The 13136-nt window shown below is 67.6% G+C and carries 16 protein-coding genes; all 16 read right to left on the bottom strand.

Annotation, left to right across the window (positions count from 1 at the left end; all coding sequences use genetic code 11):
• The 16 genes from flgK to JOD62_RS10585 all read right to left on the bottom strand — a co-directional run bounded on the left by flgK (position 1) and on the right by JOD62_RS10585 (position 13129).
• On the bottom strand, positions 1–1383 hold the full coding sequence (gene flgK / locus JOD62_RS10660; RefSeq protein ID WP_204939269.1) for a flagellar hook-associated protein FlgK: 1383 nt from the start codon (positions 1381–1383) through the stop codon (positions 1–3).
• A gap of 7 nt (positions 1384–1390) precedes the next feature.
• Positions 1391–1852, bottom strand: coding sequence for a flagellar export chaperone FlgN (gene flgN, locus JOD62_RS10655; protein WP_239526641.1), 462 nt, complete (start codon positions 1850–1852; stop codon positions 1391–1393).
• Positions 1853–1992: 140 nt separating this feature from the next.
• Complete coding sequence (gene csrA, locus JOD62_RS10650) at positions 1993–2235, bottom strand: carbon storage regulator CsrA (protein ID WP_204939267.1); 243 nt, start codon at positions 2233–2235, stop codon at positions 1993–1995.
• A gap of 88 nt (positions 2236–2323) precedes the next feature.
• Entirely contained in the window at positions 2324–4378 is a 2055-nt protein-coding gene (locus JOD62_RS10645) for a flagellar biosynthesis protein FlhA (protein ID WP_204939266.1), read from the bottom strand.
• Between the two features lie 41 nt (positions 4379–4419).
• The gene (locus JOD62_RS10640) at positions 4420–5517 is read right to left on the bottom strand and encodes an EscU/YscU/HrcU family type III secretion system export apparatus switch protein (protein WP_204939265.1); all 1098 of its coding nucleotides are present in this window, start codon (positions 5515–5517) and stop codon (positions 4420–4422) included.
• Positions 5514–6275, bottom strand: a complete 762-nt coding sequence (locus JOD62_RS10635) for a flagellar biosynthetic protein FliR (protein ID WP_204939264.1) — start codon at positions 6273–6275, stop codon at positions 5514–5516. The genes JOD62_RS10640 and JOD62_RS10635 overlap by 4 nt, the downstream gene beginning before the upstream one ends.
• A complete protein-coding gene (gene fliQ, locus JOD62_RS10630) occupies positions 6275–6550 on the bottom strand; it encodes a flagellar biosynthesis protein FliQ (protein WP_204939263.1) in 276 nt (91 codons plus the stop codon). The genes JOD62_RS10635 and fliQ overlap by 1 nt, the downstream gene beginning before the upstream one ends.
• A complete protein-coding gene (fliP, locus tag JOD62_RS10625) occupies positions 6547–7302 on the bottom strand; it encodes a flagellar type III secretion system pore protein FliP (RefSeq protein ID WP_204940166.1) in 756 nt (251 codons plus the stop codon). The genes fliQ and fliP overlap by 4 nt, the downstream gene beginning before the upstream one ends.
• Positions 7303–7494: 192 nt before the next feature.
• Positions 7495–7950: a flagellar biosynthetic protein FliO gene (locus tag JOD62_RS10620; protein ID WP_204939262.1), complete on the bottom strand. Its 456-nt coding sequence runs from the start codon at positions 7948–7950 to the stop codon at positions 7495–7497.
• A gap of 3 nt (positions 7951–7953) precedes the next feature.
• Positions 7954–8613 (bottom strand): FliM/FliN family flagellar motor switch protein, encoded by a 660-nt coding sequence (locus tag JOD62_RS10615; protein WP_204939261.1) that lies wholly within the window; start codon positions 8611–8613, stop codon positions 7954–7956.
• Positions 8610–9533, bottom strand: a complete 924-nt coding sequence (locus JOD62_RS10610; protein WP_204939260.1) for a flagellar motor switch protein FliM — start codon at positions 9531–9533, stop codon at positions 8610–8612. Before JOD62_RS10610 ends, JOD62_RS10615 begins: the two co-directional genes overlap by 4 nt.
• A gap of 3 nt (positions 9534–9536) precedes the next feature.
• Complete coding sequence (locus JOD62_RS15110) at positions 9537–10346, bottom strand: OmpA/MotB family protein (protein WP_271171509.1); 810 nt, start codon at positions 10344–10346, stop codon at positions 9537–9539.
• Positions 10343–11134, bottom strand: coding sequence for a motility protein A (locus JOD62_RS10600; protein WP_204939259.1), 792 nt, complete (start codon positions 11132–11134; stop codon positions 10343–10345). The genes JOD62_RS15110 and JOD62_RS10600 overlap by 4 nt, the downstream gene beginning before the upstream one ends.
• Positions 11135–11136: 2 nt before the next feature.
• Positions 11137–11364, bottom strand: a complete 228-nt coding sequence (locus JOD62_RS10595) for a flagellar FlbD family protein (protein ID WP_204939258.1) — start codon at positions 11362–11364, stop codon at positions 11137–11139.
• A gap of 115 nt (positions 11365–11479) precedes the next feature.
• Positions 11480–12646: a flagellar hook protein FlgE gene (locus JOD62_RS10590; RefSeq protein ID WP_204939257.1), complete on the bottom strand. Its 1167-nt coding sequence runs from the start codon at positions 12644–12646 to the stop codon at positions 11480–11482.
• Positions 12647–12676: 30 nt separating this feature from the next.
• Entirely contained in the window at positions 12677–13129 is a 453-nt protein-coding gene (locus JOD62_RS10585; RefSeq protein ID WP_204939256.1) for a flagellar hook assembly protein FlgD, read from the bottom strand.
• Between the last annotated feature and the right edge of the window lie 7 nt (positions 13130–13136).

Below are 13136 nucleotides of genomic sequence, written 5' to 3'. Positions count from 1 at the left end.
CTAGCGACCCACGAGGCCGGTGCGGTTGATCAGAACGTCCAGCGCTTCATCCATCGCGGTGAGCACTCGCGCCGCCGCCTGATAGGCGGTCTGGTACGTCAGGAGGTTGATCGTCTCCTCGTCGCCGTCCACGGAGGCGTTCGACTGCTGTGCGGTGACCGCGGCGATCGCGCCCGCGTCGGCCGAATCGGCGCGCTGCACGTCGCCGCCCACCGACACCGCGAAACCGGTCACGAAGCTCGACCAGGTCTTGCTGGGTCCGGTGTCGGACTTGCCGATGGTCGCGATCTTGTCGGCGATCGAGGTGTCCAGGGCACCGGCGCCGGGAGCCGCCAGCGCCAGCTCGTCCAGCGACGTCGGCACGACGCTCAGACCGAGGGCTGCAGGGCCCGAGGCGTTCAGCGCGAAGAACGCGCCGCCTGCGACACCGGTCGATGTGACGCCCGTGGCGTGAATCGCGTTGACGGCGGACGCCAGTTCGGTCGCCGTTCGGTTGTAGGCATCGGCCACCCGCGCCAGCGTGCCGCCGTCTGCGGCCGGGGCGAGCGCGCTGATGGTGCCGCCGATGGAGCCTCCGGTGACAGCGACGGGAACTCCGGGACGATCCGCCCAGGAGACCGTGATCCGGCCGCCGTCGGCGATGTTGGTCACTCCCTCAGCGGTCAGCTTTCTCGCGATGTCACCGGCGACGAGCGGGTTGCCATCCACACGCATCGTCAGCGTGCCGTCGGCTTCGACCGTGCCCTTGGCACCGATCGCCGAAGACAGCTGCTGCGCGAGGACGTTCCGCTGGTCGATGAGCTCGTTCGCGCTGCGACCGGACTGCAGAGCAGTGCGGATCTCGCCGTTCAACGCGGCGACCTCACCCGCCATCGCGTTGACGTCGGCGACCTGGCGATCGACCTGGCTCCGGAGCGCGGACCACTGACCGGCGATGGACTCATAGCCTGCGGCGATCTGCCCGATGAGCACTTCGGCGTTCGTGAGGACGACCTGCGCCGCAGCGGGCTCCGGCGCGTTCGCGAGGTCGGACCATCCTGACCAGAAGCGATCCATGTTCGCGGCGAGGCCGTCCTTCGTCGGCTCAGCCATCACCGCCTCCGCCTGCAGAGCGGAGGTCGCACGGGCGGCCCAGAAGCCGGAGGAGCCCAGTGCGTCTCGCACACGTGCGTCGAGGACCGCGTCACCGAGCCGGCTGATCCCGGTGACATTCACGCCGGAGCCGACACCCGGCCCGGTCGCGAACAGAGGGCTCTGCTCGATGCGCTGGCGCGTGTAGCCGGGGGTCGTCTGGTTGGCGATGTTCTGACCGGTGACGTTCATCCCGGCCTTTGCCGCCGTGAGGCCCGACTGGGCGAGGCGGATTCCCGCGAAAGAAGACACAGTTACCTCACGCTCGCGTGTCGAGGATGTGCGATCCGCTGGGGCGGATCACTTCTCCTGACGGGTCGTACTCACCGGTGGAGTTGTCCAGCGCGGCGATGGTCTCTTGGACGATCCGAAGCGCCGTGCGCAGACGCTGCTCATTGATCGCCTTCATCTCGGTGATCTCCGCAGCCAGGGCGAGGAGCGCCTCCAGGTGGCCGGTGAAGATCTCTCGCCACGCGTCGGTCGGTGCCGCGTCGATGAGCTCGCGCAGAGAAGTCGCCTCCGGCACACCCCACTCGTCGGCGACCGCGACGACGAGGGTGTCGCGCGTGATCGCGGTGGCGGGCATCGCCGCGAGGACGCGTTCGACCTCGTTCGCTGCGTGCTGCACCCAGCGGTTTCGCCCGGTAGCGACAAGCATCTGCTGCACATCGAGCTTGAAGAGCAGCAGCTCGAGCATCTCGCGCTCTCGCATCAGTTGCATGCTCAGTTCATGAGCGGCCACGGTGGTCACCTCATCCGTCCCAGTTCAGTAAGAAATCCCCGCCGTAGTTGACTATCGCGGTATTCAGTACGCCAGTAACTCGGTTTTCCGGGGATTAGTCCCCATTGACAGAAATGCCTCTATCGATTAGGCCGCGCGAGAACGCTGCGAAGAACGTCCTGCGCCACGTCGTCGGAGGACGAATGCACTGCTTCACGGTTCGCATCGACGACCGCCTGAATGATCTCCGCCCGGTTGATCCGCCGGTCGCGGGGTGCATCGATCCCGATCCGGACCCCGCCGGGTCCGGCGGCCAGCACGGTCACCGTGATGTCCTCGCCGATCTTGATGCTCTCATTCACACGTCGAGTGAGCACAAGCATGTGTTCGTCCGCCTTCCATGGCTGTGTGCGCGTCTGCGCGCTTCCCGCTCAGGAGTCTACCCATGCGGCCTGAAGCGCGTGACTCCGCTCAGGCGCTGGGGAGAGCCGACTGCACGAGCCGCACGACCCCCACCACATCGGTGGCGTGCCCGCCGGCGGCGGCCTCCTCGTAGGAGAGCACGGCGATCCCCCCGGCCTGAGCGCCGATCAGCTTGCGCACGGCCTGGCGGATGGAGGGGGCGCAGACCAGAACGGGGTCAGAGCCGGTGTGATCCAGCGTGCTGATCGTCGTGCGCACGCTCTCCAGAAGCTGCAGAGTCGTGTCCGGCGCGAGGACGATCTGCGCCGCGCCGTCAGACACCCGCATGCCCTCCAGCAGCTGCTGCTCGAGCCCCGGGTCGAACATGACGACGCGCAGGCGCCCGTCTCGGGCGAAGCGCGCGGAGATCGCCGGCCCGAGCACGGCGCGCGCGGCGTCGATCAGCGCCGCGGTCTCCGTCGACGTCTTCGCCCGCAGCGCCAGCGCCTCATAGATGCGCGCCAGATCGTTGATCGGGATGCGCTCCGCGAGCAGACCGGCGAGAACACGCTGGATGGCGGCGAGACTCATCGTCGCCGGGGTGAGCTCCTCGACGACGGTCGGATGCGTCTGCTTGAGGTGCTCGGTGAGCTGGCGCACGTCCTCCAGTGAGAGCAGCCGATCGGCATGGGCCTGCACGATGTCGGAGAGATGGGTGATGATCACGCTGGCGCGGTCGATCACGGCGGCGCCGGCAAGGTCGGCCGCATGCGACATCTCCACCGGGATCCACTTGCCCTCCAGCCCGAAGACCGGATCCGTGACAGAGCTGCCGGGAAGGTGCTCGAGCCCTGAGCCGATCGCCAGGAGGTGACCACGGGGAACCGTCCCTCGGCCGACCTCGACACCGGCGATGAGGATCGCGTAGCTCTCGGACGGGAGGTCGATGTTGTCGCGCGTGCGCACGGGCGGCATGAGGAAGCCGATCTCGATCGCGAGCTTGCGGCGCAGGGACTTGACCCGGGTGAGCAGGTCGCCGGAGCCCCCGGCGGCGAGGTCGACGATGTCGGGCGCGAGCGAGATCTCGAGTGCGTGCACGCGCATCCGATCCATCAGCTCCTCTGGCCCCTCGGCCGCGGATTCGCTGGAGCGGATCTCCGCGTCCAGCTTGTCCTCGGACTCTCTCGCCGCATTCGCGGTGACCCGGGACGCCGCGAACAGAAGCGCGGCCCCGATGAGTAGGAACGGCAGGATCGGCATGCCGGGGATGAATCCCATCGAGACGGCTGCCAGGCCCGTGATCAGCAGGGCGTTGCGGGACTGCATCAGCTGGCGGCTCGCCGACTGCCCCATCTCCGATTCCGCGTTCTCGCGGGTGACGATCATGCCCGTGGCGACCGCCATGAGCAGCGCCGGGATCTGTGTGACGAGTCCGTCGCCGATCGTCAGGATGCTGTACGTGGAGAGCGCCTCGTCGGCCTCCATGCCGTGCTGCACCATGCCGATGATGATGCCGCCGACGAAGTTGATCACCACGATCACGATGCCGGCGATCGCGTCGCCCTTGACGAACTTCGACGCACCGTCCATCGCGCCGTAGAAGTCGGCCTCCGCTGAGACGTCCGCGCGACGCTTGCGCGCCTCCTCTTCCGTGATCAGGCCCGCGTTGAGGTCGGCGTCGATCGCCATCTGCTTGCCCGGCATCGCGTCGAGGGTGAATCGTGCCCCGACTTCCGCCACACGCTCCGCACCCTTGGTCACGACGACGAACTGGATGACCGTGAGGATCAGGAAGATCACGGCGCCGATCACGAGCGAGCCGCTGATCGTGATCTGCCCGAACGCCTGGATCACCTGACCGGCATGCGCCTCGCTCAGGACAAGCCGGGTCGATGCGACGTTCAACCCGAGCCGGAACAGCGTCGCCACGAGCAGAAGGCTCGGGAACACCGAGAAGTCCAACGGCCGTTTGACGAACATCGCGGTCAACAGGATCAGCAGCGCGAAGGCGATGTTGAGGACGATGAGCACGTCCAGCAGCCCCGCCGGAATCGGCACGATGAGCAGAAGGATGATGCCCACGACGCCCACCGGCACCGCAGCCTTCAACAGGAGCTGTCTCACGATCCGTCTCGCCTTCTCATCTTCATTCGCATGTGCTCGTCTCAAGTCCTGGGGACGCCCGCGGTGCTCATCGTGTGGGTCCCTCGTGCCGATCCGCGGCGCTTGAGGTGCTCGATGAAAGCGAGCACCTGCGCCACAGCCGTGTAGAGCTCCTCCGGGATCTCCCGCCCCACCTCGCAGGCGGAGTGCAGGGCTCTGGCAAGCGGGATGTCGCGGACCATCGGCACGCCGGCCTCCTCCGCACGCTCCCGGATCTTCTGCGCCACGATCCCCGCGCCCTTCGCCACGACGCGCGGGGCGGACTTGCCCGGTTCGTAGCGCAGGGCGACGGCGACATGCGTCGGGTTCACGAGCACCACGTCGCTGTCGCCGACCGCCGCGATCATGCGATTGCGGCTCAGAGCGAGCTGTCGGGAGCGCCGCTGGGAGCGCACGAGCGGGTCGCCCTCGCTCTTCTTGTGCTCGTCCTTCGCCTCCTGCTTCGTCATGTGCGTGTGCTTGCGGTTGCGCTTCATGACGACGGCGACGTCTGCCGCGGCGAGGAGGATGCCGACGACCACGGCTACCTGGAGAAGGGCCGCGACACCGCCGCCGGCCTGCTCGAGCAGCCAGGTGATGTTGTGACTGCCGCTCGCCATCAGCACCGGTACGAGGTTGGACACGACGATCCAGAGGGCTGCGCCGATCGCGAGCGTCTTCAGCAGTGCCTTGACGCCCTCCCAGAGCGCCTGCTTTCCGAAGACGCGCATCAGCCCCGCAACGATGTTGAACTGCTCTCCCCGCAGCGGAACGTTGCGCAGGTGGATCCCGCCCTGCGCCACCGCGGTCGCGGTCGTCGCCAGGAGGACCACCGCCAGAAACGGCAGCAGGATGCCTCCGATGGAGGAGATCGCCGCGCTGAGGGCGTCGATCACGCTCCCCGGGGTGGGGTTCTTCGCGACCGCGGCGACGTCGAGAACCTGTCCGGTGAGCACCTGGCTCGCATTCGCGATCGTCAGCGGCGTCATGATGGCGGCCGCGGCAATGCAGACCCAGGCCGTGAAGTCCTGACTGCGTCCGATCTGCCCCTTCTTGCGCGCTTCCTGGAGCCGTTGGGCGGTCGCCTTCTCGGTACGCTCCCCGCTGTCGGTTCCGCTCATGAGACCACCCCCATGAGCAGTCGAGCCGCATCTTCTGCGAGCGCGCCGACGATTCCTGGCAACGCGGCGTAGACCAAGCCGGCCAGGAGCAGGGTCAGGCCGATCTTGATCGGGAAGCCCATGGCGAACGCGTTGAGGGCGGGTGCGACGCGGGTGATGAGGCCGAGGCCCACGTCCGCGAGGAAGAGGACGATCAGCAGGGGCCCCGCGATCTGGACGGCGCTGAGCATCATCTGCCCGGCCGCACCCAGAAGCGCATCGGCGGGTTTCGTGAGGTCGATCATTCCGCTGACCGGCACGGCATCGAAGGAGCGGAACATCCCGCCCAGCACGAGCTGGTATCCGTCGGAGGCGAAGAGCAGCAGAATCGCCGTCATCTGGAACAGGCGGGTGAACTGCGCGCCGTTGATCACCATTCCCGGGTCGAACGCCTGCGCCATCTGGAAGCCACCGAACGTGTCGATGAGGTGACCTGCGCCCTGGATGGCACTGAACAGCGCCATCACGAGGAAGCCCAGCAGCGCTCCCGTGATCACCTGGCCGATGAGCGCCAGGATGAAGGCTCCGGTGTCCAGCTGCGTGTAGCCGACGCTGACGGTCGGTGAGACGGCGAGGGCGAGGGCGACCCCGAGCATCGCTTTGATCCGCGTGGGGATCGTCGAGTGGTTGAACGGCGGCGCGATGACGAGGAACGCGGTGATCCGTGCACAGGCCAGCGCGGTGGCCTCCAGCCAGAGGAAATCGATCGGGATGAACATCAGCCGCCGTTCAGCAGGCGCGGGATCAGCTCGAACATCTCGTGCGTGAAGGTCACCGTCTCCGAGATCATCCAGTGACCGCAGACCAGAAGCGCGATGCCGACGGCGATCAGTTTCGGCACGAACGACATGGTCATCTCCTGCACCTGCGTGATCGACTGCAGCAGCGAGATCGCGAATCCGACGACGAGCGCGGTGATCAGCAGTGGCGCGCAGAGCTTCGCGGCGAGGATCAGCGCCGACTGGCCGATGTCCATGACCGCCTCCGGTGTCATCGGGCACCTCCGTAGGACTGCACGAGCGCCGTGACGACCAGCCCCCACCCATCGACGAGCAGGAACAGCAGGATCTTGAACGGGAGGGAGATCATCACCGGCGGGAGCATCATCATTCCCATCGACATGAGGGCGCTGGCCACCACGAGGTCGATGACGAGGAACGGCACGAAGATCATGAAGCCGATGAGGAAGGCCGCACGCAGTTCACTGAGCATGAAGGCCGGCACGAGCGTGTACAGCTCGATGCTCGAGGCATCCGCGGGGTTCTCCATCTGCGCCGCGCGATACATGAGCGCGATGTCTTCTTCGCGGGTGAAGCCGAGCATCCACTCCTTGAGCGGGGCTTGAGCGAGATCGAAGGCGCGACCGAAATCGATCTGCCCCGCGGTGAACGGAGCCACGGCGATCTGATTCACGTCCACGAGCACCGGCCACATGATGAACAGCGTCAGGAACAGACTGAGACCGGCGAGGACCTGATTCGGAGGGATCGACGGCAGCGAGAGCGCGTTGCGGGTGAGCGCCAGGACGACGAAGATCTTCGTGAAGCTCGACATCATCAGCAGCAGCGCAGGGGCGACGCTGAGCACCGTGATCCCGAGCACCGTGAGAATGCTGTCGGAGGGTGTCCCGTTGACCCCGTTGATCGTGACGCCTTCTCCGTCCGGCACGGCCAGCGGTTCGGCGGCGTAGGCCCCGCCGGCGGACGTCAGCACGGACACCGCGACGATTCCCCCGGCGATCGCCATCAGTGACCACAGGCGCCGGCGCGTGAGCGCAACAGCAGCGGCGGCGGGCACGGATGAGGGCAAAGCGACGCTCCGGAGTAGGGTGACGTGGCCGATCCGTAGCCGAGGGTGCGAGCAATCCGTGCTCGCAGGCAACTATCGCGAGGAGCGGCGCGCCCCGTAACCGGAGGGCGCAGGTCACTCGTGGAGGGACTACTGCCGGGCAGCGGCGGCGATGCCTTCGAAGCGGGCGAGGCGGGCGGCGCGACGCTCCCCCACGACGTCCGGGGTGGCGGTCACGATGGCCTCCGCGGGCTGCTCTGCCGAGACCTCCGCGGGAACACCCAGGGTGTCCACGACCTGGATATCCCGCTCGGTGACGCCCAGAACGTAGCGAACGCCGCCGAACTCCGCGACGACGAGCTGCGCCCGTCCACCGAGACCGGCACGGGCGACGACCGTGATCTTCTCCGCTGCCTGCGCTCGCGCCCGCGGGCGGGCCGGCCCGGAGGGGACGAAACGCTCCGCGAGCTTCGCAGGCACGAGACCGGCGAGTGGGTTGTTCCGCGTGTTCTGCCCCTTCTGCAGCCGTCGCCCCAGCCACAGCATGAGGCCGAGCACCGCCGCCAGCGAGACGACGACCCGGACGACGACCAGGATCTCGTCCATGGCTCAGATGTCCTGCGCGCCGTCGAGGATGCGCTCGACACGGATCGCGAAATCGCCGTCCGCGACGACCACCGTGCCGTGGCCGATGAGGCGACCGTTGAGCACGATGTCGGCCGGGGATCCGGCAGCACGATCGAGTTCGACGACGCGGCCGGGCTCCAGTGTGAGCACGTCACGGACGGGCATCCGCGTGCGGCCGATCTCCACGACCAGCTCCATCTCGACGCCGGCGATGCGGTTCAGCCGCATCGGGCCCGACGACCCGCTGCGACGACGCTCATCATCGATGCGCACCGCCGCACGGGCCATGACGGTGCCGTCCTCAGCGACGATGTCGAAGATCTGAGTGCCCGACGCCGTGAAGAACTCCGCGGCGTCAACCTCTTCGGCGTCGCTGAGAGCTCCGGTACCGAGCACGACCACCGCGGCTTCGAAGATCGGGTGCAGCCGATCCGCGAGGACCGCCTCCGCAGACCCGTCTGCGAGGGCCGTGGGGTCGGCGATCTGGATCGCCAGACGCGCCCCGGGCGTGCCAGTGAAGGTGACGGCGACGGCCGTTCCCACGGCGCTCGGGTCGGTGGAGACGCTGGGGATCACCGGAACGCTGAAGGGCAGCTTGCCTGCGATGGCAGCGGCGATTGCGGTCTCCTGGAAGGTGCTCATCGGGTGGTCTCCTCGTGGATGCTGGTGATCTGGCAGGTGAGGCGCGACCCGCGCGCCCCCGCGGTCGCTCGCGCGATCGGGGCGGATCCTGCCATGAGTTCGAACGGTGTGGTCTCGGAATGCGGAAGGCGCAGCAGGTCGCCGGGAGCGAGTTCGAGGATCTCTCCGGCGCCGATCGTCAGCGGCGCGAGGCGCAGCGTGATGTCGAGCGGCGTGGCGCGCAGCTGTTCCAGAGTCTGCTCGGCGCTGTGCGCGGCGCCCGTGTCGCCGCTCGTCTCGGTGAGGCGATCCACGATCGCGGACACGGGGAGCATCACGGTGGCGACCGTGTCGATCTCGCCCAGACGCATCGCATAGCGGGCGACGACGACCGGGGCCGCCGCGGAGATGACCTGCATGTACTGCGGGTTGTAGTGCACCCCGGCGAAGACGCAGTCTCCCGGCAGCAGAGTGCCGAGGCTGGACGAGAGGTGCTCCAGCGTCTCATCCATCAGATGGCGAACCAGCGCGTGCTCGATCGGCGTGAAGGTGCGCGACTCCGGAAGGGTCGTGCTCTTCCCGCCCATCATCTGCACCACCCAGAGCAGCGCGCTGTCGAGACCGAACTGGATCACGCACGGCTCATCGCGGTCGGCGAAGGATCCGGCGATCATCGCCGTGGTCGACGGAAGCGTCTGCGCGTACTCCTCGTGGGAGGTGAGGGCCACGCTCTCCAGCGTGATGTGCGTGCGGACGCGCACCTTGGCGGTCAGCTGCGAGGACCACAGTCGGGCGAACGCCTCGAAAGCCGCCTCGAGATGGCGGGTGCTGTCGCGCCCCAGCTGCGCGGGACGGCTGAAGTCATACGCGGGATAGCGCTTCGCGGGGTCGTCGAGCACACTCGATGCGATCATGTCGGCCTCCTGGTACGTGGCGGTCACGGGTCAGCCCTTCACGGGGGCGCCGGACAGCGCGGGGATGAGAGCGCGCACGCGCTCCTCCTCGGTGGATTCGACGACGATGTCGACGCGTCTGTTGCTCGCGAGCGCTTCGATCGTGTCGCCCTGGACGACAGGACGGGTGTCGGAGAAGCTCGTCGCTCGTACACGGGGTCCGGCGACACCCTCATGCTCGACGAGAAAGCGCGCCACCTGCGTCGCCCGCCCGCCGGACAGCTCCCAGTTCGTCGCGAAGGGCGTCGCGGCGACACGGTGGTCGGCGTGGCCCTCCACGCTGACCTCGTTGTCGACGCCGACGAGGACGTCGCCGATGGCGTTGAGCACGGCGTCCGCTTTGGGGGTGAGGTCGGTGCTGTTGTTGTCGAAGAACGTCTCCGCGCCCACCAGCCCGACTTTCAGGCCGCGCTCGTCGATCACGAACGCCACGGTGTCCTGGAGACCCTGCGCGGCCAGTGCGTTGTACATCTGGTCGCGCAGCTCTTCGAGCGACTCGTACTCGGCGGCGGCCCGTTCCGTGAGATCCTCGACCCCGTTCTCGTCCACCATCTCCGGGGGGATCACGAGACCTTCGGTGGTGTCGGCTCCCTTGCCGGTGTCCTCCTGCCCGAAGCCCGCGGCGAGGCTGTTGGCGAGCTGCTCGAACTTGCCCTTGTCGATGGTCGACACCGCGAACATCACGATGAACAGGCACATGAGCACCGTGACCATGTCGGCGTAGGACACGGCCCATCGCTCGTCGGGCTCGTCGTGGCCGTCGTCATCGAGGGCACGCCTGCCCCGGCGGACTGCGGTCACTGCTCGTCCTCGACGACAGGCGCCTTCTGCTTCTTCTGCTTCGGCTTCTGGCTGCACAGCGCGTCCAGCCGCTCCTGCACGAGGTGCGGAGGATTACCGGAGTGGATCGCGAGCGTCCCCTCGATGACGAGGGTCATGCGTTCGATCTCGACCGCGCCGATGCGGCCGAGTCGACCCGCGATGGGGTTCCAGATGAAGTTGGCGGAGAGCAGCCCCCACAGGGTCGCGACGAACGCTGCGGCGATCATCGGTCCGAGGTGGTCGGGCTCGTCGAGCTTCTCCAGGACGTGCGTCAGAGAGACGACGGTGCCCACGATGCCGATGGTCGGCGCGTAGCCGCCGAGGGAGGAGAAGAACTTGGAGGCAACGCGGTTGCGAGTGGCGACCGCGGACAGTTCGTCCTCCATCACCATGCGCATGTCTTCGGCGTCTGCACCGTCGGCGAGAGCCTGGAGAGCATTGCGTGTGAAGGCGTCGGGCGCGCCATCGAGCTCCTGCTCCAGCGACAGGAGGCCCTCTGCGCGGGCGCGCTCCGCATAGCCGACGAGGAAGGGGATCACGGCAGCGGGCGTCGTCTTCGGCCCCCGCACCATGCGGCCGAGGCTCGTGACGGCGGTGATCGTGTCTCGCATGGTGTGGCTGGCGATGCCGACGCCGATGGTCGATCCGAGGACGAGGATCATCGGGGCAGGCAGGAGCAGCGCGGTGATGCTCGCGCCCTCCAGGTTGATCATCGCGACCAGGGCGCCGAAGGCGATGACGATGCCGATGAGGAATGCGGGATCCATGCTCACGCCTCCGACTGCTGCTGCTGGTGCTGCGCAAGTGTCTGCGCGCTCGCGAGGACGCGCGCCCGGTACTCGACGATGAGGTCGATCAGCGCAGGCAGGGACTCCTGAATGACGTAGACCCGTCCGCCGACCACATGCAGCGTGGTGTCGGGGGCCTCGTGCACGCGCTCGATCAGGTCGGGGTTGACCGCGAACCGGGTGTGGTCGAGGCGGGTGACGATGATCATCGAGGGAACTCCGGAAGGGGGTAGGGGTGTCGCTTCCGACTATCGCGACCCGGCCCGTCCTGGGTAACCAGGACGGGCGCGGTCAGGCGTCGGGGGCGCCGGTGACGGATGGGCGTCAGCGCTTGAGGTTGGTGAGCTCCTGCAGCACCTCATCGCTCGTGGTGATGATGCGCGCGTTCGCCTGGAAACCCCGCTGCGCGACGATCAGGTTGGTGAACTCCTGAGAGAGATCGACGTTGCTCATCTCGAGCGCACCCGAGACCAGGCTGCCGAACCCGGCCTGACCGGCCTCGCCGTACTGGGGCGCGCCCGAGTTCACGGAGATGCGGTAGGCGGTGCCACCGGCCTTCTCAAGTCCCTCCGGGTTGGCGAAGGTGGCCATCGCGACCTTGCCGAGGGTCTCGGTCTGACCGTTGCTGAAGGTGCCGACGATCGATCCGTCGCTGGTCACGGCGTACGACTTGAGCGTTCCTGCGGCGGTGCCGTCCTGCTCGGTGATCGCCACCGTGCTGAGGTCGGCGTAGCCGGTGACGGCGGTGAGGTCGATCGACATGCTCCCGGCGGTGAGGGTCAGCCCGGGAGCCGCCTGCTTGCCGTCAGTGAAGCTGAGCGAGCCGGTGGCGCCGCTGTTCGGCTCGGCGACGTTCCAGCCCGTCGCAGTGCGCGTGAAGACGAGGCTGAGCGTCGTGGCCGCACCCTGCGCGTCGTACACGGTGACATCGCGGATGAGCTCATCGCCCACCGCGGCCGTCGACGGGAGGTTGCCGGTGACCGCAGCGTTCGTCGTCTCCCGTGCTGCGGAGACCGCATCCAGCGGCAGCGTGATGTTGCCGGGGATCTGCCCGCTGTCGACGACGCCATCCTGGGCCGTCCACCCCTGCACGATCGCACCGTCGGCGGTGACCATCTGACCGCGTGCGTCGAAGGTGAAGCCACCCGCACGGGTGTAGAGCGTCTCGCCGCCGGCGCGGACTGCGAAGAAGCCGTCGCCGGCGATCATCAGGTCACCGCCGCGGCCCGTGGACTGCGGGGCGCCCTGAGCGAAGTTGGTGCGCACGGCGCCGACCTGCACGCCGAGACCCACCTGCGAGGGGTTGCGTCCGCCGACCTGGTCCGCGGGGATTCCGGGGTTCCCGATGATCTGCGAGAGCGAATCCTGGAACAGGACCGAGGAGCCCTTGAAGCCTGCGGTGTTGACGTTGGCGATGTTGTTGCCCGTGACATCGAGCATGGTCTGGTGCGAACGGAGACCGGAGATTCCGGAGTAGAGCGAACGGAGCATGTGCGGTTCTCTTTCTGGGAAGGTCGGTGATCAGGCGGCCGGCGCGTCGGCCGTGGGCGTGGTGGAGGTGATGGCGGTGAGCGCGTCCAGCGAGACGGACTTGCCGCCGACGGTGACGAGCGGGATCGGCCCGTCGAAGGAGACCTTCGTGGCGATCCCCGTGATCGTGGCGCCGTCGGGTCCCTTGTACGAGACCTCATGGCCGATGATGGCTGTGGCTGCCTGACGCATATTGAGCGCGAAGGCCTCGCTGCTCGTGTTCGTGAGCGCCGTGATCTGCTCCATCATCGCCAGCTCGGTCGTCTGCGAGATCATCGCGTTCGTGTCCATGGGGCTCGAGGGATCCTGGTTGGTCAGCTGCGTCACCAGCAGGCGGAGGAACACTTCACCATCGAGGGTCTGCTTTCGCGCGCTCGGATCCGTGGTGGTCCCGGTGTGGATGGACGTGGGCGGTGGCGTCTGGGTCACAGGTGCAACAGGCATAGGTGAT

Origin of the sequence: Microbacterium keratanolyticum (assembly GCF_016907255.1) — a bacterium.
GTDB lineage: Bacteria > Actinomycetota > Actinomycetes > Actinomycetales > Microbacteriaceae > Microbacterium > Microbacterium keratanolyticum.
Note: the sequence above shows the minus strand (reverse complement) of the source record. Positions and strands in the feature narration are given on the sequence as shown.

What these genes read in the sequence shown, in the direction of transcription:
- JOD62_RS10585 (WP_204939256.1), bottom strand. Translation starts at nt 13,129, where the DNA reads ATGCCTGTTGCACCTGTGACCCAGACGCCACCGCCCACGTCCATCCAC.
- JOD62_RS10640 (WP_204939265.1), bottom strand. Translation starts at nt 5,517, where the DNA reads ATGAGCGGAACCGACAGCGGGGAGCGTACCGAGAAGGCGACCGCCCAA.
- JOD62_RS10595 (WP_204939258.1), bottom strand. Translation starts at nt 11,364, where the DNA reads ATGATCATCGTCACCCGCCTCGACCACACCCGGTTCGCGGTCAACCCC.
- JOD62_RS10590 (WP_204939257.1), bottom strand. Translation starts at nt 12,646, where the DNA reads ATGCTCCGTTCGCTCTACTCCGGAATCTCCGGTCTCCGTTCGCACCAG.
- JOD62_RS10635 (WP_204939264.1), bottom strand. Translation starts at nt 6,275, where the DNA reads ATGTTCATCCCGATCGATTTCCTCTGGCTGGAGGCCACCGCGCTGGCC.
- JOD62_RS10600 (WP_204939259.1), bottom strand. Translation starts at nt 11,134, where the DNA reads ATGGATCCCGCATTCCTCATCGGCATCGTCATCGCCTTCGGCGCCCTG.
- fliQ (WP_204939263.1), bottom strand. Translation starts at nt 6,550, where the DNA reads ATGACACCGGAGGCGGTCATGGACATCGGCCAGTCGGCGCTGATCCTC.
- fliP (WP_204940166.1), bottom strand. Translation starts at nt 7,302, where the DNA reads ATGGCGATCGCCGGGGGAATCGTCGCGGTGTCCGTGCTGACGTCCGCC.
- JOD62_RS10620 (WP_204939262.1), bottom strand. Translation starts at nt 7,950, where the DNA reads ATGGACGAGATCCTGGTCGTCGTCCGGGTCGTCGTCTCGCTGGCGGCG.
- csrA (WP_204939267.1), bottom strand. Translation starts at nt 2,235, where the DNA reads ATGCTTGTGCTCACTCGACGTGTGAATGAGAGCATCAAGATCGGCGAG.
- JOD62_RS10615 (WP_204939261.1), bottom strand. Translation starts at nt 8,613, where the DNA reads ATGAGCACCTTCCAGGAGACCGCAATCGCCGCTGCCATCGCAGGCAAG.
- flgN (WP_239526641.1), bottom strand. Translation starts at nt 1,852, where the DNA reads ATGCAACTGATGCGAGAGCGCGAGATGCTCGAGCTGCTGCTCTTCAAG.